At 45.8% G+C, this 19,108-nt stretch carries 21 protein-coding genes; all 21 read right to left on the bottom strand.

Features of this window, described 5'->3' with window-relative positions:
• Positions 1 to 88: 88 nt before the first annotated feature.
• The 21 genes from IJ23_RS19425 to flhF all read right to left on the bottom strand — a co-directional run bounded on the left by IJ23_RS19425 (position 89) and on the right by flhF (position 19,101).
• The gene (locus IJ23_RS19425) at positions 89 to 862 is read right to left on the bottom strand and encodes an MlaA family lipoprotein (RefSeq protein ID WP_005380523.1); all 774 of its coding nucleotides are present in this window, start codon (positions 860 to 862) and stop codon (positions 89 to 91) included.
• A 216-nt stretch (positions 863 to 1,078) separates the two neighbouring features.
• Entirely contained in the window at positions 1,079 to 2,293 is a 1,215-nt protein-coding gene (gene ccmI / locus IJ23_RS19420; RefSeq protein ID WP_033907114.1) for a c-type cytochrome biogenesis protein CcmI, read from the bottom strand.
• Positions 2,293 to 2,778, bottom strand: a complete 486-nt coding sequence (locus IJ23_RS19415) for a cytochrome c-type biogenesis protein (protein WP_005380519.1) — start codon at positions 2,776 to 2,778, stop codon at positions 2,293 to 2,295. The genes ccmI and IJ23_RS19415 overlap by 1 nt, the downstream gene beginning before the upstream one ends.
• Positions 2,775 to 3,329 carry a DsbE family thiol:disulfide interchange protein gene (locus IJ23_RS19410; protein WP_005380518.1) on the bottom strand — a complete coding sequence of 185 codons (555 nt, stop codon included), beginning with the start codon at positions 3,327 to 3,329 and terminating at the stop codon, positions 2,775 to 2,777. Before IJ23_RS19410 ends, IJ23_RS19415 begins: the two co-directional genes overlap by 4 nt.
• 1 nt (position 3,330) lies before the next feature.
• The gene (locus IJ23_RS19405) at positions 3,331 to 5,307 is read right to left on the bottom strand and encodes a heme lyase CcmF/NrfE family subunit (protein WP_017635943.1); all 1,977 of its coding nucleotides are present in this window, start codon (positions 5,305 to 5,307) and stop codon (positions 3,331 to 3,333) included.
• Positions 5,304 to 5,789, bottom strand: a complete 486-nt coding sequence (gene ccmE / locus IJ23_RS19400) for a cytochrome c maturation protein CcmE (RefSeq protein WP_005380516.1) — start codon at positions 5,787 to 5,789, stop codon at positions 5,304 to 5,306. The genes IJ23_RS19405 and ccmE overlap by 4 nt, the downstream gene beginning before the upstream one ends.
• A complete protein-coding gene (ccmD, locus tag IJ23_RS19395; RefSeq protein ID WP_005380515.1) occupies positions 5,786 to 5,992 on the bottom strand; it encodes a heme exporter protein CcmD in 207 nt (68 codons plus the stop codon). The genes ccmE and ccmD overlap by 4 nt, the downstream gene beginning before the upstream one ends.
• Positions 5,993 to 6,003: 11 nt before the next feature.
• A complete protein-coding gene (locus IJ23_RS19390; RefSeq protein ID WP_033907113.1) occupies positions 6,004 to 6,747 on the bottom strand; it encodes a heme ABC transporter permease in 744 nt (247 codons plus the stop codon).
• A gap of 109 nt (positions 6,748 to 6,856) precedes the next feature.
• A complete protein-coding gene (gene ccmB / locus IJ23_RS19385) occupies positions 6,857 to 7,525 on the bottom strand; it encodes a heme exporter protein CcmB (RefSeq protein WP_005380512.1) in 669 nt (222 codons plus the stop codon).
• Between the two features lies 1 nt (position 7,526).
• Positions 7,527 to 8,144, bottom strand: coding sequence for a cytochrome c biogenesis heme-transporting ATPase CcmA (ccmA, locus tag IJ23_RS19380; RefSeq protein WP_005380511.1), 618 nt, complete (start codon positions 8,142 to 8,144; stop codon positions 7,527 to 7,529).
• Between the two features lie 289 nt (positions 8,145 to 8,433).
• On the bottom strand, positions 8,434 to 8,928 hold the full coding sequence (locus IJ23_RS19375) for a DUF2802 domain-containing protein (RefSeq protein ID WP_025767176.1): 495 nt from the start codon (positions 8,926 to 8,928) through the stop codon (positions 8,434 to 8,436).
• 13 nt (positions 8,929 to 8,941) lie between these two features.
• The gene (locus IJ23_RS19370) at positions 8,942 to 9,436 is read right to left on the bottom strand and encodes a chemotaxis protein CheW (RefSeq protein WP_005380507.1); all 495 of its coding nucleotides are present in this window, start codon (positions 9,434 to 9,436) and stop codon (positions 8,942 to 8,944) included.
• Between the two features lie 35 nt (positions 9,437 to 9,471).
• Positions 9,472 to 10,512, bottom strand: a complete 1,041-nt coding sequence (locus IJ23_RS19365; protein WP_033907112.1) for a chemotaxis protein CheW — start codon at positions 10,510 to 10,512, stop codon at positions 9,472 to 9,474.
• Positions 10,502 to 11,281, bottom strand: a complete 780-nt coding sequence (locus IJ23_RS19360) for a ParA family protein (RefSeq protein WP_005380505.1) — start codon at positions 11,279 to 11,281, stop codon at positions 10,502 to 10,504. Before IJ23_RS19360 ends, IJ23_RS19365 begins: the two co-directional genes overlap by 11 nt.
• A gap of 8 nt (positions 11,282 to 11,289) precedes the next feature.
• Entirely contained in the window at positions 11,290 to 12,402 is a 1,113-nt protein-coding gene (locus tag IJ23_RS19355) for a protein-glutamate methylesterase/protein-glutamine glutaminase (protein ID WP_005384458.1), read from the bottom strand.
• A 29-nt stretch (positions 12,403 to 12,431) separates the two neighbouring features.
• Positions 12,432 to 14,672 (bottom strand): chemotaxis protein CheA, encoded by a 2,241-nt coding sequence (locus tag IJ23_RS19350; protein WP_005384459.1) that lies wholly within the window; start codon positions 14,670 to 14,672, stop codon positions 12,432 to 12,434.
• 9 nt (positions 14,673 to 14,681) lie between these two features.
• Positions 14,682 to 15,422, bottom strand: a complete 741-nt coding sequence (locus IJ23_RS19345) for a protein phosphatase CheZ (protein ID WP_005380502.1) — start codon at positions 15,420 to 15,422, stop codon at positions 14,682 to 14,684.
• A gap of 118 nt (positions 15,423 to 15,540) precedes the next feature.
• On the bottom strand, positions 15,541 to 15,909 hold the full coding sequence (gene cheY, locus IJ23_RS19340) for a chemotaxis response regulator CheY (protein ID WP_017635949.1): 369 nt from the start codon (positions 15,907 to 15,909) through the stop codon (positions 15,541 to 15,543).
• A gap of 45 nt (positions 15,910 to 15,954) precedes the next feature.
• Positions 15,955 to 16,689 (bottom strand): RNA polymerase sigma factor FliA, encoded by a 735-nt coding sequence (locus IJ23_RS19335; RefSeq protein ID WP_005380499.1) that lies wholly within the window; start codon positions 16,687 to 16,689, stop codon positions 15,955 to 15,957.
• On the bottom strand, positions 16,682 to 17,569 hold the full coding sequence (locus IJ23_RS19330) for a MinD/ParA family protein (RefSeq protein ID WP_005380498.1): 888 nt from the start codon (positions 17,567 to 17,569) through the stop codon (positions 16,682 to 16,684). The genes IJ23_RS19335 and IJ23_RS19330 overlap by 8 nt, the downstream gene beginning before the upstream one ends.
• A gap of 14 nt (positions 17,570 to 17,583) precedes the next feature.
• Positions 17,584 to 19,101 (bottom strand): flagellar biosynthesis protein FlhF, encoded by a 1,518-nt coding sequence (gene flhF / locus IJ23_RS19325; RefSeq protein ID WP_033907111.1) that lies wholly within the window; start codon positions 19,099 to 19,101, stop codon positions 17,584 to 17,586.
• Between the last annotated feature and the right edge of the window lie 7 nt (positions 19,102 to 19,108).

The raw sequence follows: 19,108 nt of genomic DNA, 5'->3' as shown, positions 1-19,108 counted from the left end.
CAACCTTATTTAGGACGGCACACAAAATACAAAAAAGGCTTAGTATCAGCTAAGCCTTTTTTCATTTCTCTATTGTGAAGAACAACGCTTAAAAGTCTTCTAGATATTCATCTAAATACTCTTCTTCTTCGATGTTAACTTCTTCTACCGTTTCAACTTCTGCTTTAAAGTTTTGACGCTGGATATAAACATCGCGAGTTAGAATATATGGATCCGGCGACGAGTCTAGCTGCGCTTCTTGCGGTACTAATAAAGCACGCTTCTCCATTCCTTCAAACGCCCACTTTCCCAAACTCGCCCAGAAGTTGAGATAAGAGAGGGGTAAATACGTACTATCTACGGTATCTGTCACTTCACGTAAGGTATACGGACCATAACCTGGAACCATGAAGTAAGGACCATTTCCAACACCATAGTGGCCTACTGCATCACTGAACGCTTTCTCGTCGTACTTCGTAATACCCGCGGCACTTGCAATATCGAATAAACCGAAAATACCGAACGTCGAGTTAATCCAAAAACGGTTAAAGTGGTCCACGGCTTTCGTACCATTACCCATGATTAAGTTATTAACCATGCTTGCTGGCTCATCTAAGTTCGATAAGAAGTTAGCGATACCAGAACGAATAGGAACTGGCGTGTATTCTACATACGCAAGTGATACAGGACGAACCAAATACGGATCTAAATATTCGTAGTTGAGTTCCCACATGGTTCGGTTAAAGCCTTCCAACGGGTCATACACATCAGAAGTCGTTTGATTTGTTTCTTGTCCTGTTACTGCTTCATCAGGCGCACTTGAACAGCCAACCAGTCCAACGGCTAACAGCAACAAGAAGGTAGATTTACCCTTGTTATACATTTTATTTTCCATAACGACTATTAATGTACCTAAGTCACCCCGATTAACCATTGTACGTATGTTGAGCAGGATACATAGTAAAGATGACTCAGATATGGGAATAAATAAAGGCCAGCAATCGCTGGCCTTCGGTATTCTACTCGATCGTTTAGAGTCATACCACTAAAGGCAACTGACTCTACCTCGTTGTCATGTTTCAGAGACAGATGTTAACAATTAATACTGCTGATCAATGGTCACTTCTACTGGTGCGCCAAATTCAACGACGTCACTTTCTCCGTGCCAATCTTGATCACGCGTTGCTACGTTACCGTCAGAATCTACACGCACACGGACGATTAGCTTATCGAGTGAAGATAACTTTTGCCCTTGCATCATGGCATTGCCATCATCTAATACGACTGTGCGAGGGAAAGTACCTAGCGGATAACGAGCAGCAGCCACAGGCATTGGAGAGCCATCTGAACGATGTACTGACACAATCAGAACTGCGTTTGGATCCAACTGAGCATTTGGTGCCACATTAATTGTCACAGCTACACTCTTATCCGGTAAAACCGCTTCGCCCATTTGCTTACGAGCACTCTCAATACTGCGTGACAACATCTCGTAGCGGCTATCTTCTGGACCAATCATTTGCTGCATGATTCCCCAGTACTTGATGGCTGCCGGGAAGTCTTGACGCTCAAACGCATCGAACGCTAACAAAGAAAACACACGCAGATCGACATAGTCTTGCTGCATCAGCTTGCCGAGTAATGAGCGAGCCGTCGCTTGATCCATTTCCTCTTGAGACAGCATCAGAGCTTGTGCATAACCCAACATCACATCAGGATCTTTGGGCTCTAGGCGGTATGATTTTTCCATCGCATCGATAGCTGTGGTGACATCACGATTTGCTAACGCAATACGACCTAGCAGTAACCAACCTGTCGAATCTTCCGGCTGGTAATGTAAGCGAGTTCGAAGGGCAAGGGTCAAATCCGCCATTTCATCGTCACTCAGCGGCTCAGAAGAAGCCGACATCAGCTTTTTCGATAACTCAGGTAGATTTGCAGACACTTCTTGCCATTGAACAATATCGTCTGACGCGCCAAATTTATAATACAAACCATAGCTCAGCACCACCGTCAGAATTACCGATGGAACTAAAACTGCGATTGGAGAAACCTTGGTTTCTTTTTGCGCTCTATCACCAGGGATATCGTCAAGCAGTGATTGCTTTAGATCAGAAATCAGTTCGTCTTCACTTTCAACCAGACCTTCGTCAGTTTCTTCTGCAAGCTCAGATAGTCGGTCTTTATAAAATGCCTTGTTGAGCTCATCGCGTAACACATCATCATTGTTCGCTTTTTGTTTAAGCAGCGGCAAAGCCACCAGCGCACAAGCAATAAGCGTGAGAGCAACGGTGGAAATCCAAAATAGTGTCATTACTTCTTATCTCCGTTGTTCTCTTCTTCAAGCAATGCTTTTAAACGAGCTTCTTTTTGCTCATCCCATTGCTCGTCACTGCTCGCTTTTGCCTTAACTTTAGATTTACGGCTACGCAGCACAATCAAACCAAAACCACCCAGTACTACAGCGAGTGGCCCTAGCCACAAAATCGCAGTCGCGACCGTAAATGGTGGGTTGTAAGTCACGAAGTTACCGTAACGGGCGATCATGTAATCAACAATCTCATCTTTGGACTTACCTTCTTTGGTCATTTCGTACACCTTATGGCGTAAGTCCTGAGCAAGTTCAGCGTTAGAATCCGAGATCGTGTTGTTCTGACATTTAGGGCAACGGAGCGTATGGCTTAACTCTTTGAACTGCTGTTCTTGTTCCAAATTATCAAACTCGTACACTTCAATGGCCGCATGAGCAGCAAGAGATAATGTCATCGCAGCAAAAACGGCAAGAATTAGCTTTCTCATTGCTTCGCCTCCTCAACCAATTTGTTGTAAAGCGGCTCCAGTGTTTCTGACCAATTACGTGGGTTTACATCCCCTACATGGCGATAGCGAATCACACCATTTGCATCAATAATGAATGTTTCTGGAGCACCATAAACGCCAAGGTCAAGGCCAAGCATACCACTGCCATCAAATAGGCTGATCAAGTACGGGTTGCCGAGATCATTCAGCCAACCTATTGCTTTATTGCGATCATCTTTGTAATTCATACCGATGATCTTAACGCCCTTACCCGCCAATTCGTTTAGGTATTTATGCTCTGCATAACACGTTGGGCACCACGTTGCCCAAACGTTCAAGAGCAACGGTTCACCTTTAAAAATTGATTGGTCGTACTGTTTTCCAGGCTCAGCCAGGTCTTCTAAATGAAATTCAGGAACTGGCTTGCCAACCAAAACCGACTCCAATTTAGTTGGATCATCGCCCTCTTGGTTACGCATTAATTGGGTTGCGAAAATGCCCGCTAGAATCATGAAAGCGACAAGCGGAATAAATAAGATTTTCTTATTCATGTTATGCCTCCTGCTCTTTTGACTTCGCATTTTTCTTCGGCGATTTACGGAAGCGGTAGCGTTTATCAGAAATCGCTAGTGCGCCGCCTAGTGCCATAATCAAAGAGCCAGCCCAAATCCAACGAACGAACGGTTTATAGTAAATACGAACAGCCCAAGATCGGTTGTCGTCTAAACGTTCACCCATTGCAATGTATAAGTCGCGGCTAATACCACGGTCAATGGCTGCTTCAGTCATCATAGACTTAGCCGTACGGTAGAAGCGCTTCTCTGCGTGAAGCGTATTCACGTATTTGCCATCGTGTGTGATCTCAAAGTCTGCGATGTAGCCATCGTAGTTTGGACCATCTTTATCACGCAAGCCTGAGAAATAGAAATCATAGCCTTGAATTTGGAAGTGTTCACCAGGTGCTAAACGTACATCACGCTCGATGCTGTAGTTCTGTACCATCGCAATACCGATAACAGATACCGCCAGACCAACATGACCCAACATCATTGCCCAGTGGCTACGTTGCAGCTTGCGAACACCTTCACTAAAGCTATGACGGTGCGTTGCGCGCTCGTACAGTTCAAAGCCATGCATCGCAATAATCCAAATCGCCATCACCCAACCAATGTAAGCCATGGTTGAGAAGAAATCGGCAAACAGGTACACGCATAGCGCGGCCAAGGCGAAAGCAAGCACACCTGAAACGAGCATTGGCTTCACAAGTTTAGATAAATTGTCTCGCTTCCAACGAATAAGAGGGCCAATACCAAGCAGGAAAGCAAATGGCATCATTAACCACGCAAATAGCATGTCAAAGAATGGCGCACCGATAGAGACCGACCCCAAACCAAGCTGCTTGTGTACGAGCGGCAACAGTGTCCCCACTAACACCACAACAAGAGCGGCGATAAGTAATACGTTGTTGGCTAAGAGCGCATTTTCACGTGAGACTAAGTCGAAGTTACCTCGTACACGCACTGCTGCCCCTTTTACGGCAAACAGCAATAAAGAGCCGCCGATAACGAAAACGAGGAAGCCTAGAATAAACATACCGCGCGACGGGTCAGACGCGAACGCGTGCACCGATACTAAAATACCGGAACGGACTAAGAAGGTGCCCAACAAACTCAACGAAAATGCAGAGATTGCCAATAGTACCGTCCACGCTTTAAATGTTCCGCGTTTTTCTGTCACGGCAAGAGAGTGCATTAATGCGGTACCCGCTAACCAAGGCATGAATGATGCGTTTTCTACTGGGTCCCAGAACCACCAGCCACCCCAGCCAAGTTCGTAGTAAGCCCACCAAGAACCTAGTGCGATACCAAGTGTTAAAAATACCCATGCAGCGGTTGTCCAAGGACGAGACCAACGAGCCCAAGCCGTATCAAGGCGTCCGGTCATTAGGGATGCGATCGCAAAAGAGAATGCAACCGAGAAACCAACATAGCCCATGTAAAGCATTGGCGGGTGAACAATCAAACCAGGGTCTTGAAGCAGAGGGTTCAAGTCACGTCCGTCAACCGGGAAGAACGGTAACGTACGTAGGAATGGGTTCGACGTTAGGATGATAAACAGTAGGAAACCCACTGAGATCATGCCCATAACAGCAAGTACACGTGCAACCGACTCTTGCGGCATACCACGACTAAACGTCGCTACAGCGACAGTCCAAGCAGCTTGGATTAAAACCCATAGCAACAGTGAACCTTCGTGCGCACCCCATACTGCGGTTAAACGGTAGTACCAAGGAAGCTGACTATTCGAGTTGCTCGCTACATACTGTAACGTGAAGTCGTTGGTATAAAATCCCCAACATAAAATGGCGAAAGAGAACAACAGCATCAGGAACATAGACCAAGATAGCGGTCGCGCTGTGTTCATGAGCATGGTGTTATTATTCGATGCTCCCCACAATGGCAATACGCTCAACAGCACTGCCATTGCAAGCGAAAGAATGAGAGCAAAGTGACCGATTTCAGCAATCATTGGCCGCTTCCTTGTTTCTGTTCGGTGCTGTATTGAAGCGGTTCATGCGTTTTCTTCATCGCTTCTGCAATTTCTGGTGGCATGTATTCTTCATCGTGCTTCGCTAGGACCTCAAATGCCTCAACTGTCGTGGCATCTTTCAGTACACCTTGAGCAACAATACCCTGCCCTTCACGGAACAAGTCAGGAAGAATACCGTCATAGGTAATCGTCACTTTCGGACCGACATCGTGCAGGTCAAAACTCACTTTCAAAGAATTAGGATCTCGACGAACTGAGCCCACAACCACCATTCCACCGATACGCAGACGCTGGCCTACTTCTGGCTTGGTGCCATCTGGCTTACCATTAACCAATTCCGTTGGAGTGTAGAAAAGGTCCATATTTTGGTTAAGCGCATAAAGTATCAAACCAATGGTGGCACTAATACCGATAAAGATCGCTAGTACAATACCTAGCCTCTTTTTACGTCTCGGGTTCATAAGGTGTTCTCCATGTTCTTCGCTGCGTCGATACGAGCTTGACGGTCAATTTTTGCTTTCACTTCTTTCAATAATGCATCACCGCGGCGAAGGCTAGTGATCAGAAGAATCAGCATGGATAAGAAAGTAATACCAAACGCACTCCATACGTATGATGCGTAGCCACCCATGGCAAAAAAGTCGCTCAGAGATTCAAAATGCATAATCAGTTACCTCACTGAGTTTGTTCTGTTGCGAGTTTGCGCACCCAAGGGCGGTGACTTTCTTTATTGATGATTTCGTTACGAAAACGGACCATCGTCACGGCACCAAAGAAGAACGCAAAGCCAAAGATGTTCAGCAATAACGGCCAAAGCATGTCGGATGAAATAGACGGTTGTTCAAATTTCGTGATCGTCGCACCTTGATGAAGCGTGTTCCACCATTCCACGGAAAAGTGAATGATAGGTAGGTTTACTACGCCTACGATCGCTAAAATACCAGCAGCTTTTGCGGCGGTTTTTTGATCGTCAAACGCATGGTAAAGCGCAATCACACCAAGGTAGAGAAATAGAAGAATCAATTCAGATGTAAGACGGGCATCCCATACCCACCAAGTGCCCCACATAGGCTTGCCCCAAACAGCACCTGTAAGTAGAGCAATAAAAGTAAATACTGCACCAATCGGAGCCATCGCAAGTGCCGCCATATCAGATAGGCGAACTTGCCATACTAGGCCAATAAATGCAGCGATCGCCATCGACATATAAACGCCCATAGACCAAATAGCTGATGGGACATGAATGTAGATGATTCGGAAACTGTCACCTTGTTGGTAATCTGAAGGCGCAAATGCAAGCCCCCAAACCGTACCAACCGATAAGCATACGAGGGCCAATACAGAAAACCAAGGCAGAAACTTACCACTCAAACGATAAGCTGCTTCTGGCTTGGCATAAGGATGTAGCCATTTCCACATGTTTTGTTCTCACTCTTACTTCAGGGACACTGTCTAAAGGGTTGAGACCGTAGCAGTGCTTTAATAATAATTCTTTGATCAAGCGCCGCTTCATTGGCACTTTATTGAGTTAGTTGACACTAACTCGTAATGCGGCACTGATGGCAAAAGGCGTTAATGTCATCGCCCCCATTAGCATCGCACCTAAAATCGCTAGTTGACCGTTATACGCCATACCGAGTGCGGCAGCATCAATTGCCGATGTTGCGAAAATCAAAATTGGGATGTAGAGCGGAAGAATAAGCAAACTCAAAAGAACGCCACCCTTTTGCAACCCAACAGTCAACGCCACACCAATGGCGCCAATAAAACTTAGTGTTGGTGTACCGATCATCAAGGTTAATACAACCGATAGCCAAGTATTGAAGTCGAGCGAAAGTAAAACCGCCAATAATGGGCTAATTAAAATCAGAGGTAACCCTGTTAACAACCAATGTGCTATGACCTTTGAAACCACTACAAGTTGCAATGGAATCGGCATTAGCATCATTTGTTCTAGTGCACCGTCTTGAAAATCATCACGAAATAGACGCTCTAATGATAATAAGGCGGACAGCAATGCGGCAACCCAAACGATGCCCGCTGCAATACGTGCTAACAAATTAGGCTCTGGTCCAATACTCAGAGGAAAGAGAGTAATGACAATAATAAAGAACCACAGCGGGTTCAGAATGTCTGCCTGACGGCGAAATGCGATTAGGAGCTCACGACGAATGATGGTGGTCATCGAGGAAATCATATCAGTCACCCAGCTTTATTTTTCTAAGTTTCGGGCTGTCCGCAAACATATCTTGATGCGTCGTCAACACAACAATACCGCCATTATCAGCATGACTTGCAAACAAAGATTCAAGCACCTTGACACCTTGCTTATCAATGGCAGTCAACGGCTCATCTAAGATCCATAAAATTTGCTTACTGAGCCATAACCTTGCCAATGCGACTCGTCGTTGCTGACCTGCGGAAAGTTGTGCTACAGGCACATCTTCTCGACCAGCTAATCCTACTTGAGTCAAAGCGATAAAGATTTCTTCGTCTGAAGAGCGATTATTTTGAATAGATTGATAAAAACGTAAGTTTTCTAATGCGGTAAGCTCTCGTTTCACTCCTGTTTGATGTCCTAAGAAAAGCAGATCTTGATGGAAAACATCACGAGATTTTTCAACCTCTTCGCCTTTCCATTTAATGACACCTTCTTCTCTATCACCTAACCCTGTCACAATCCGTAGCAATGTAGTTTTACCAGTACCATTACGCCCTTCGATCTGGACCAATTCACCAGGCTTAATTTCAAACTGCAGGTTTTCAAACAGAACCCTTTCATCACGGATTGCTGTCAGGTTAGACACTTCTAACATAGAGCTTCAACTAAAAAATGAACGAGCCGCTATATTAGCACAGCTTAGTTATGACAAAACAGGATAAGAGGGCTAGGTTACATGTAAGTTCATGTATTTTTGTTAATTAATCATCACACTTTAATAAAATTAACTATAAGTAGTTATAAGCGCTCATTTTGAATTTGAGAGGCCAGAACTAAGAGCAAGATCGACTGAAGGTTGTCTAGGGTTGTATTTAAGAAGAGCATTAGAGGCTAAAAACAAAAAAAGAGGCGTAATAACGCCTCTTTTTTTCGCTTGATAACCTTTAGCGTCGACGACGTCCACGCGTTGGATATTCTGAGTCATCTGATGGCTGACCACTTAATGGTGGAATCTTCTCTTTCCCCGCCAGTTTCTTCTGCAGTGAAAGCATCAACTCAGCTTCGGCTTTTGGTAGTTCGCACTCTTCAATCAGCTCGTTGATATCAGCGCCAAGCTGTACCATTTTAGAAGCGCGACTGTACAAGCGACCATCAGTATCAGCGTGTTCGAGTTCGCGAATTCTCTCGTTTAAGTGCTGAATAATGTCTTGTTGCTCGGTCACTTTTTGTCCAAGACCAACAACAACCGAGCGCACTTCGAGTAACTGCTTACTCAACTTTTGCACTTCTTTATCTGCGTGTCGAGATTGAGCTCGTTGTTGATCTAACTGCTTTTGTAACCCCGAGCGAATCCGCAGTTGCAAAACAACCAATACCAACACGATAAAAGCAACGCCACCCGCAAGGAATGGGGCAGATAAAAGAGTCTCTTCAGCCATCATCATTCAGCCATTAAAGGTGAGCCATCTCGTCCCACTCGTCATCTGTTAGCAGCTTGTTCAAATCCACAAGGATAAGAAGCTTGCCGTCACGGTTGCTCACACCCTGGATGAACTTCGCACTCTCGTCGGTACCAACTGAAGGCGTCGTATCAATTTCAGAAGAACGCAGATAAACAACTTCTGCCACGCTATCTACTAAGATACCAATCACTTGACGCTCAGACTCGATCACAATAATACGAGTGTTGTCAGTGACTTCGCCTTCCATCAGGCCAAAACGTGAACGTGTATCGATAACAGTAACTACATTACCGCGTAGGTTGATGATACCAAGTACATAATCTGGTGCACCTGGAACAGGGGCAATTTCAGTATAACGAAGTACTTCACGAACTTGCATTACGTTGATGCCGTACGTTTCTTCTTCTAGCTGGAACGTCACCCACTGAAGAACTTCGTCATTCGATGCATCTTTCTTCACTTCTACTTCAAAAGCTTGAGACATAGTTAATCCTCGTTAATGTCGTTCCCGACTTAAATCTAATTCAGTGATTTGACATCTAAACCGGCGTTTAGCATGTCAATGAGCGCCTGGACATGAATTAAGGCACACATTTTTTCTTTTACCATGCCCGCTAGCCAAGGGCGTTTACCCGCCTGCTCACGCCAGCGAACCTTGTCGATATTAAGCGTTTCAGTCCCCATTAATTGGTTACTGGCCAACCCCCACATGCTCTCACCAAGCATGACGACATATTGGTAGTTATCTTTATAGCTATCATCACGAAGCTTATCTGCCATCACCCATTTCGCGGTATCGACGACATCAAACTGCTGCTCGCGATTTGTTTGTAGCCCCAAATACCAGGCGGGTTTTCCTATCAAATGGTTAAGCTCGCTAATGCGATGAATACCACCTAACTCATCAAGAGGTACAGCAAACGTGACACCATTCACATCAAAGTAAAGAACTTGGAAGTTCTCACTTCGCTTCGTGCTTTCCCAGACCGTTGGTATATCGGAATCTGCTTGTGTTTCGAGTTCAGTATCGACGTTCGATTCTATATTGATACTTTGTTCGATCACTGCGTGAGGTTCATCCACCTCTGGTTGCGCTTCCTCAAAAACTGGCTCATCAATCACCCAGTCCTGTATTTCCTCAACACCCTGAAGCTCAGGCACCTCACTAAAGGTTTGTACCTCAGGCTCAGCCGCTTTTATCTCTGCTGCAATATCAATCGTATTTTGTTCAAGAATACTATCAATATCCAACTCAGCCACTGGGTTGCTTGCTTCAAGCTGACTTAATAGCCTTTGAACATCTTCCAGGTTTGGAGCTTCCAACTCTGGCGGATATGTTTCTTGAAACTGGTACGTTTCTGGCTCCGAGTATTGTAGCTGTAATTCTGGCTCTGGCTCTGGCTCTGGCTCTGGCTCTGGCTCTGGCTCTGCAGATGATACCTCTTGAGCCAACAGGTCAAGGTCTTCCTCAAGAGTCGTTATTTCAGTTTCATCATCCAGTAATGCATTAAAGTAGTCATCAAGTGCTTGTTCACTGGACAGCACATCATTACTGCTCATCGAACGCCAACCTCTCCAGGTAAATCAGTAGCTGTTTATAGGCAAACACACCACGGCTACCAGATGCAAAATGCGAAGCTGGCAAGTGCTTTAAACTGGCATCGCGGAACTTGGTATCAATAGGCACCGCTGAGGTCCACACTTGATTTGGGTAATCTTTTTTCAGTTGCATCAATGTCTGCAATGACGCTTTCGTGCGCTTATCGTACATGGTTGGGACGATAGTCACTTTGAAACCGCCCGGGCGAGATTTTTGCATAATGGTTAGCGTACGCATCATGCGCTCTAGACCTTTCATCGCCAAAAACTCTGTTTGAACAGGAATCAAAATTCGGTCACTGGCTGCCAACGCGTTCACCATCATCACGCCAAGGATTGGCGGACAGTCAATCAACACATAGTCATAGTCTTGTGAGACAGTTTGCAGCGCCCGTTTTAAGATTAATCCCATACCACTGCGATTACCCATTACGCGATCAAGCGTGGCAAGGGACATATGCGCGGGAATGATATCCATTCCTTCCAGCTCTGTTTCTAAAATCAACGGCTTAACCGTCTCACGAGAAAACGTCTTCAACTGGAATAAATCAAATAGGCTCGAAGTTACTGCATCAGGATCATAACCGAGATAAGTAGTCAGTGAGGCGTGAGGATCAGTATCAACCATCAATACTCGATGGCCTTTCTGGCTCAATAAGCCCGCCAATGTCACTGTTGAGGTGGTTTTACCCACGCCTCCTTTCTGGTTAGCTACACTCCAAACAATCATGATGAATCCTAAGCTAGGCCAACTTCCACCAACATGCGTTCAGCAATGCGGTCAAGCGGTAAATCTTCTGAAGAAATGCCTGCTTTAGCAACCGCTTGGGGCATGCCATAAACAACACAACTTTCTTCATCTTGTGCCCAAATTGTTGAGCCTGAAGACTTCAACATGCGAGCGCCCTCACGACCGTCTGCACCCATGCCTGTCAACACTAAAGAGAGCACTTTGTCGCCATATACTTTTGCGGCAGAACCAAAAGTCACATCCACACATGGTTTGTAGTTCATGCGGTCGCCGCCATCAATAATGCGAAGACGAGCAGCGCCCGCTCGTCCATCCACCATCATTTGTTTCCCACCTGGTGCAAGGTATGCCACACCGGGCTGTAACACATCGCCATCTTGTGCTTCTTTCACTTGAATCTTACACAAGGTGTTCAAACGACTGGCAAACGCAGCAGTAAACGTTGCTGGCATGTGTTGAATCAATACAATCGGATGCGGATAGTTCATCGGCAAACGCGTCAGAATTTTTTGTAGAGCAACGGGGCCACCTGTTGATGTTCCAATTGCCGTCAGTTGATACTTCTTACCAGAAGCACGGTACTTTGTCGCAGCAGGTCGAGTTGGTGTTGGAGTCACAGGTGAAGCCGTTCTTGAACCTAATGGTCGAGTAGTCGTGCTGGTACTCGCTGTTGGGCGAGCGATAGGTCGACGCATGAAAGCGCGCTTCGAGGCAATCTGAATCACACGCTGTTGAAGTAATGACACCGCTTCTTCACGGTTACGCGCAATGTCCTCAAACTTTTTCGGTAAGAAGTCCAATGCGCCCGCATCTAGCGCATCAAGCGTAGCTTTCGCCCCGTCGTGGGTCAGGGACGAAAACATTAGAATTGGCGTTGGAGCAGCGGCCATTATTTCACGTACAGCTGTAATGCCATCCATCACTGGCATTTCAATATCCATCGTGATGACGTCAGGTTTGAGAGATTTGGCTTTCTCAACCGCCTCTCTACCATTTACCGCAACGTCAATCACTTCTAGGCGCGATTCTGAGTTGATGATTTCGCTCACGCGACGTCGGAAAAAACTCGAATCATCAACGACTAGTACTTTAATCGCCATCTTATTCCTTTTAATAACGTCAGCTTTGCTTAAAGGCGTGAAGCCGCAGCATATCGCTTAAGTAAATCAGGCACATCTAGAATTAATGCAATATGGCCATCGCTAGTAATTGTCGCACCAGCCATACCTGGAGTGCCCTGTAATAGATTATCGAGTGGCTTAATAACCACTTCTTCTTGACCAATAAGCGTATCCACAACAAAACCAACGCGCTGGTTACCAATCTGTACAATCACCACGTGACCGTGACCAGTACGCTCTTGGACGTTTTGCGATTTGGATGCCAACCAGTTTTGTAAGTAAAATAGTGGGATAGATTTCTCACGCACAATAATCGTCAGCTGACCATCTACCACGTTTGTACGACTAAGATCCAAGTGGAAAATTTCACTCACCGAAGCCAGTGGTAGAGCAAAAGGATGACCGCCAACACCAACCATCAGAGTCGGTAAAATCGCTAACGTTAGTGGTACTTTGATCGTAATCTTAGTGCCCTTGCCTAGCTCAGAATCGATATCGATTGAACCGTTTAAGGTATTGATCGCCGTCTTAACCACGTCCATACCCACACCACGACCAGAGATGTCAGAAATTTTATCTTTACTTGAGAAACCAGGTGCGAAGATAAGGTTGAAGCACTCTTTATCTGTTAAACGTGCCGCCGCATCTTCATCCATCATGCCACGCTTCACCGCGATGCCACGCAGTTTGTTCGGGTCCATACCGCCACCATCATCTACGATGGATAGTTCAATATGGTCCCCTTCTTGCGATGCTGACAAAATCACTTTACCTGTGCGTGATTTGCCGGCCTTCGCGCGTGCGTCTGGCATTTCAATACCGTGATCAACCGAGTTACGTACCAAGTGAATCAACGGATCGGCCAATGCTTCTACAAGGTTCTTATCGAGATCGGTTTCTTCACCGCGCATTTCTAGCACGATGTCTTTATTTAGGTTACGAGCCAAGTCACGAACAACGCGTGGGAAGCGGCCAAACACTTTCTTAATTGGCTGCATACGCGTTTTCATTACCGCGCCTTGTAGATCCGCAGTTACCACGTCAAGGTTAGCGACCGCTTTGGACATCTCTTCGTTGTCGCTATTCAAACCAAGGCTTAATAGGCGGTTTCGAACCAATACGAGCTCACCCACCATGTTCATGATGGTATCAAGTGTCGAGGTATCAACACGAACGGTTGCTTCAGCCTGAGGTTTTTTAACCGCTGGTGCTTTGGCTTCTTCTTTTACCGCGACTGGTTTAGATTCTGGTTTTGGTGCTGGCGCTGCTTGAACGGGTGCTGGCTTAGCAACAGGCTCAGGTTTCGCAGGGCTTTGCTCTACGTTTGCTGACGCTGGCTTCGTTGCCATATCCAATTCTTCTAGCGTTGGACCTTTACCTGAACCATGTAGCTCATCGAGTAACTTTTCGAACTCTTCGTCCGTCATTAAGTCACTGTCTTGATTTGATGAAGATGCCACTGGAGCGGAAGGCTCTGCCGCTTTAGGTGGCTCTACTGGTACGGATGCAGATGCAGCAGCCTCTGCCGTAGAAGGGCTTTTTCCTACACCGTGCAGTTCATCGAGTAAACGTTCAAACTCATCATCAGTGATATCACCACTTTCAACTGATGGTGCACTCGATTGAGGCGGTTCAGATGGCGTTGTAGGTGTCGCAGACATTGAGGTGCCTGGCGCTGAACCTTTACCATGAAGCTCATCAAGTAGCTTTTCGAATTCGTCTTGGGTAATTTCATCAACAGAGCCGACACTTGATGGTGCTGACGGCGCAGCAGGTTCTTCGATGATAGGCTCGGGAATAATAGGCTCTGGAGTAGCCACTGGTTCTTCAACTACGGTTGCCGCTACTTCATCTTCTGACTCAGGTTTGCATAGACGATGAAGTTCTTCAAGAAGCTCAGGGTCCGCAGCTTCTAACGGCTCACGATCTTGAACAGCCTGGAACTGGGTATTAACCGTATCCAAGGCTTTTAGCATCGTATCCATTAAGTTTTGCGTTACCGTGCGTTGACCGTTTCGTAAAACGTCGAACACGTTCTCCGCACCATGACAAGTATCGACTAGCTCTGCCAATGAAAGGAAGCCGGCACCGCCTTTTACGGTATGAAACCCGCGGAAAATAGCATTAAGTAAGTCTTTGTCTTCTGGGTTATTTTCCAATTCAACCAACTGCTCAGAAAGCAGCTCGAGAATTTCCCCAGCCTCAATGAGAAAGTCCTGAAGAATATCTTCGTCTAAATCGTAGCTCATACGTTACCTTTAAAATCCAAGACTGGACAACAAGTCATCGACTTCGTCCTGCGATGAAACCGCATCTTCTCTCAGTTCTGGATGAAGAATCGGGCCTTCGGCTTCGCTTGTTTGTGTATTCTTTTTATCTGCCGGTTCTGACAAAACTTGAATGTGTTCTTCAAGTTTATTTCCAGAGAATACGGTTAGGATTTCCACTAAGCGGCCTTCAACTTCATTAACCAACGTAATTACGCGGCGAATGATTTGGCCAGTTAGGTCTTGGAAGTCTTGCGCCATGAGAATTTCGGTCAATTGGCCGCGCAATTCAGTGCTGTCACCTTCGACTTGCACTAATAGCCCGTCAATTCGGTGGCACAGTGCTTTAAATTCGCTTAATTCTATGCGCCCGTGCATGAGTTCATTCCATTGAGGACGAACTTTTAGAAGGCAATCATGCAGGTTATCAGCGATAGGAAGGCAGCAGTCGACCGCATCCATTGTTTTGTTGGCTGCAAGCTCTGTCTTCTCGATCACATAATTGAGACGATCCCTAGCGTTAGGGATTTCGTCTTTCGCAATTTCGGTCATGCGCTGATCGAGACTGAACTGCTTGAGTGATTCGTGAAGGTCTCGAGTTAACGCTCCAATTTCTTGCAGCATTGGGTTATCGGCACCTTCGTAGATCGAGGCAACAAGCATATTGGCTTGGTCTTGTTCCCCGTTTTCTAGCATTTGAACGAGTGACTTCGCCTGCTCTAGTGAGATCATTCTGAATAGACCCTTTTACGTTTAGTTCTTCTTATCACTTTGAAAACGCTAAACGAGTCATTTAATAGGTATTTAATAATTGGTATGAATGACTCGAATAACAAAGAGAAAGAGAGAGTTATAAACGCTCGAAAATTTTATCTAATTTTTCTTTTAATGTTGCAGCAGTAAATGGCTTAACAATGTAGCCGTTTACACCTGCTTGAGCAGCTTCAATGATCTGCTCACGCTTCGCTTCAGCCGTGATCATTAGAACTGGCAGATGCTTAAGTTCTGCATCCGCGCGGATGTGTTTAAGCAAATCGATGCCTTGCATACCTGGCATGTTCCAGTCAGTTACAACAAAATCGAAGTCACCTTTTTTCAGCATTGGTAATGCGGTTAAACCATCGTCCGCTTCTTGAGTGTTATTGAAACCCAAGTCACGAAGCAGGTTTTTAACAATACGGCGCATTGTTGAGAAATCATCAACAATAAGGATCTTCATGTTTTTATTCAAAATTGCCTCCACTGAATCGTAAAATCAGTGTTTTTAGTCATTTTGTGTCCACGCACTGAGCTTGGTACGTAAACGTTGCATCGCTTGACTCAGTATTTGACTTACGCGAGATTCGCTTACGCCTAACACATCGCCAATTTCTTTCAAATTGAGTTCTTCATCATAATAAAGCGAAAGAACCAAAGCTTCACGCTCTGGAAGCTGTTTTATTGATTCAACCAGTGCTTTTCGAAATGATTCATCAACTACCCCTTTGAATGGGTTGCTGTCATCGGTTTCATCCGCCGGTGAAATCACATCATCAGAAACGCCTAAATCTTCAATACCGACTAATTTTGAGCAGTTGATATCGGTAAGAGCACTATGATATTGATCCAGTGTCATCCCGAGATGCGTGGCTACTTCAGAATCAGTAGGATCTCGATTTAATTCGCCTTCCAGCTCCGCAATCGCTTGGTTAATCTCTCGATTATTTTTATGAACAGAACGCGGTACCCAATCGCCTTTACGCATGTCATCTAACATTGCGCCACGAATACGGATACCTGCATAAGTTTCAAAGCTCGCACCTTTAGAACCATCATAATTCTGCTGAGCTTCGATAAGACCGATCATGCCGGCCTGAATTAAATCCTCTACCTGAACACTCGGCGGTAAACGGCCTAGTAGGTGGTGAGCAATGCGCTTAACCAACACTGAATAACGTTCAATGAACGCCTGCTGGCTATTAAATTTGCCATGTTGGTCATAGGTTATCGCTTTATTCACCAAAAGGGTCCTCTGCGAATTCGGTACGATTTAGCAACCTTTCCACAAAAAATTCCAAGTGTCCACTTGGTGTTTTCGGTAGTGGCCACGTCAACGCTTTGTTTGCTAGTGAGCTGATAGCTAAAGCGGCAGGCGAGCGTGGGAACGCATCAACGACAATTTTTTGTCTTTTTACAGCCTGTCGTACTTTATCATCTAATGGAATACATGCTACGAGTTCAAGGCTAACATTCAAGAATCGCTCTGTGACTAGTGTCAACTTTGCAAACAATTCTCGCCCTTCACGGTAGCTTCTGACCATATTTGCTACAACTTTAAAGCGTTGAACTTGGTGTTCTTTACTCAACAGCTTGATTAATGCATAGGCATCTGTGATTGACGTCGGTTCATCACACACAACTACAACCACATCTTGAGCTGCTCGCGAAAAACTGATTACCATGTCAGAGATACCAGCAGCGGTATCAATCAGCAGGACATCCATTTCGTCTTCAAGACTACCAAATGCTCGAATGAGTCCAGCATGCTGAGCGTGAGAAAGCTCTGTCATGCTCTGTGTGCCAGAAGTTGCAGGAATTATCTTTATACCATAAGGCCCTTCGACAATCGCATCTTTTAGCTCACATTCACCCGCTAAGACATGTCCTAGATTACGTTTTGCACGAATTCCGAGCATCACGTCCACATTGGCCAGACCTAAATCAGCGTCGAGAACCATCACCTTCTTGCCTTGGCGAGCCATACAAATCGCCAGACCCAGTGTTACGTTTGATTTCCCCACACCACCTTTGCCGCCAGTAACAGCAATCACTTTGGTCAACGATGGTTGTGTTAAGCGACGGAGGCCGCTTGCTTGATCGTGTATCATATTCTCAGTCATAGTAGTCCGCCGCCTTAGAGTCCTTCACTGTCACTGTTCCAAAAGTGAGGTTCGTTCTCTGTCGACTTCTCTAACAGTTCATTTGCTTTCGCAAGCATATATTTTGGTTGCGCTATCACAATGTCTTCTGGTACGCGCTGACCATTAGCGATGTAAGCTACTGGCATTGCGTTTTGAATCACTACACTGATGAATTCGCCTAGGCTTAATGACTCATCAAGCTTCGTCATAATACAACCCGAAAGTGGTATACGTCGGAAGTGATCCAGCGTTTCTTGTAGAACACGACGTTGTGCGGTAGCCGGCAAAACAAGGTAGCTGTGAATCACTTCTCCGCTCTCTTGCATTAGAGTGTCGAGCTGCTCGGAAAGCCTCACATCTCGTTGCCCCATCCCTGCCGTATCGACCAAAATCAGTCTTCTGTTTCTTAGCTGATATATAACATCGGCTAACTCGTTAGAATCTTTAGCAACTCTTACGGGACAACCCATGATTCTTCCATAAATTGAGAGCTGCTCATGTGCACCTATGCGATATGTATCTGTTGTCACAAGGGCCACATTGTCGGCACCGTATTCCATGGCTGCGCGTGCTGCGAGTTTCGCTACGGTTGTTGTTTTCCCAACCCCCGTCGGACCCAACAATGCGACTACGCCACCACGTTTTAAAATGTCCTGTTTAGGAATATTGATTTGATCCGCCACCAGCGACAATAACGCTTTCCACGCTCGCGCTGGCTTTGTATCTTCCGGGATATAACAGGCCATCTGGTCTGCTAACTCCGGAGAAACGCCCATTCGCTCTAAGCGCTTAATCAGCATTGCTCTTAGTGGCTCACGGCGTTCTACTTCTTGCCACATCAGACCAGAAACTTGGTGCTCCAACAGACGACGAATTGACGTCATCTCTTCGCGCATGCTTTCTAGCTCATCGGCCGATTCGTCACGCTCATCACTTGGGCGACGTCGGTCATAGCGCGTCGGGTCCAGCTTGGGCGTCGGACGTTCAAATCGATTGTCCTGTGCGATTAGCTTCGCCAAAGGTGAATCTGGTTGATATGGCGCTGGCTTTTCTTGGTTGTAGCCGTCGCGATGCTTATTTTGGCGTTGCAGCAAAGCAGAGAGCGAATCTTCATTTTCCGCTACGTGGTCGTCAGCATCTGCTGCACCACCGCTATATTGCTTAAGCATATTAGCGAATCGCTGCGTCATTGAGCCTGTTTTTTCATTGTTACTGTTATTACTGTTCAGGCTAATTTTATCTTCATCTAAATGACGATCTTGGTAACGATCAGCAGAAGACGATGACATTTGACGATGTTCGTTATAGCGATTCGATTGAGAAGCACCGCGATTTTGCTGTGACGCTGCGCTTGCTTGAGACGGATTAGATTCACTATCTATCGCCGCAACAATCGCTACTCCACCAGCCACTTTCTTGTTTGACATGATCACCGCTTCCGCGCCTAACTCCTCTTTCACTTGGAGCAGCGCCGTTCTCATGTCTTTGGCAAAAAATCGCTTTATTTTCAAACTATGA

Origin of the sequence: Vibrio sp. OY15 (assembly GCF_000742455.1) — a bacterium.
GTDB lineage: Bacteria > Pseudomonadota > Gammaproteobacteria > Enterobacterales > Vibrionaceae > Vibrio > Vibrio alginolyticus.
Note: the sequence above shows the minus strand (reverse complement) of the source record. Positions and strands in the feature narration are given on the sequence as shown.

What these genes read in the sequence shown, in the direction of transcription:
- IJ23_RS19360 (WP_005380505.1), bottom strand. Translation starts at nt 11,281, where the DNA reads ATGATTGTTTGGAGTGTAGCTAACCAGAAAGGAGGCGTGGGTAAAACC.
- ccmI (WP_033907114.1), bottom strand. Translation starts at nt 2,293, where the DNA reads ATGACACTATTTTGGATTTCCACCGTTGCTCTCACGCTTATTGCTTGT.
- IJ23_RS19370 (WP_005380507.1), bottom strand. Translation starts at nt 9,436, where the DNA reads ATGTCTCAAGCTTTTGAAGTAGAAGTGAAGAAAGATGCATCGAATGAC.
- cheY (WP_017635949.1), bottom strand. Translation starts at nt 15,909, where the DNA reads ATGAAGATCCTTATTGTTGATGATTTCTCAACAATGCGCCGTATTGTT.
- ccmB (WP_005380512.1), bottom strand. Translation starts at nt 7,525, where the DNA reads ATGATTTCCTCGATGACCACCATCATTCGTCGTGAGCTCCTAATCGCA.
- IJ23_RS19410 (WP_005380518.1), bottom strand. Translation starts at nt 3,329, where the DNA reads ATGAATAAGAAAATCTTATTTATTCCGCTTGTCGCTTTCATGATTCTA.
- ccmD (WP_005380515.1), bottom strand. Translation starts at nt 5,992, where the DNA reads ATGCATTTTGAATCTCTGAGCGACTTTTTTGCCATGGGTGGCTACGCA.
- IJ23_RS19345 (WP_005380502.1), bottom strand. Translation starts at nt 15,422, where the DNA reads ATGATCTCACTAGAGCAGGCGAAGTCACTCGTTCAAATGCTAGAAAAC.
- IJ23_RS19375 (WP_025767176.1), bottom strand. Translation starts at nt 8,928, where the DNA reads ATGGCTGAAGAGACTCTTTTATCTGCCCCATTCCTTGCGGGTGGCGTT.
- ccmE (WP_005380516.1), bottom strand. Translation starts at nt 5,789, where the DNA reads ATGAACCCGAGACGTAAAAAGAGGCTAGGTATTGTACTAGCGATCTTT.
- IJ23_RS19350 (WP_005384459.1), bottom strand. Translation starts at nt 14,672, where the DNA reads ATGAGCTACGATTTAGACGAAGATATTCTTCAGGACTTTCTCATTGAG.
- ccmA (WP_005380511.1), bottom strand. Translation starts at nt 8,144, where the DNA reads ATGTTAGAAGTGTCTAACCTGACAGCAATCCGTGATGAAAGGGTTCTG.
- IJ23_RS19330 (WP_005380498.1), bottom strand. Translation starts at nt 17,569, where the DNA reads ATGACTGAGAATATGATACACGATCAAGCAAGCGGCCTCCGTCGCTTA.
- IJ23_RS19390 (WP_033907113.1), bottom strand. Translation starts at nt 6,747, where the DNA reads ATGTGGAAATGGCTACATCCTTATGCCAAGCCAGAAGCAGCTTATCGT.
- IJ23_RS19355 (WP_005384458.1), bottom strand. Translation starts at nt 12,402, where the DNA reads ATGGCGATTAAAGTACTAGTCGTTGATGATTCGAGTTTTTTCCGACGT.
- IJ23_RS19415 (WP_005380519.1), bottom strand. Translation starts at nt 2,778, where the DNA reads ATGAGAAAGCTAATTCTTGCCGTTTTTGCTGCGATGACATTATCTCTT.
- IJ23_RS19405 (WP_017635943.1), bottom strand. Translation starts at nt 5,307, where the DNA reads ATGATTGCTGAAATCGGTCACTTTGCTCTCATTCTTTCGCTTGCAATG.
- IJ23_RS19365 (WP_033907112.1), bottom strand. Translation starts at nt 10,512, where the DNA reads ATGAGCAGTAATGATGTGCTGTCCAGTGAACAAGCACTTGATGACTAC.
- IJ23_RS19425 (WP_005380523.1), bottom strand. Translation starts at nt 862, where the DNA reads ATGTATAACAAGGGTAAATCTACCTTCTTGTTGCTGTTAGCCGTTGGA.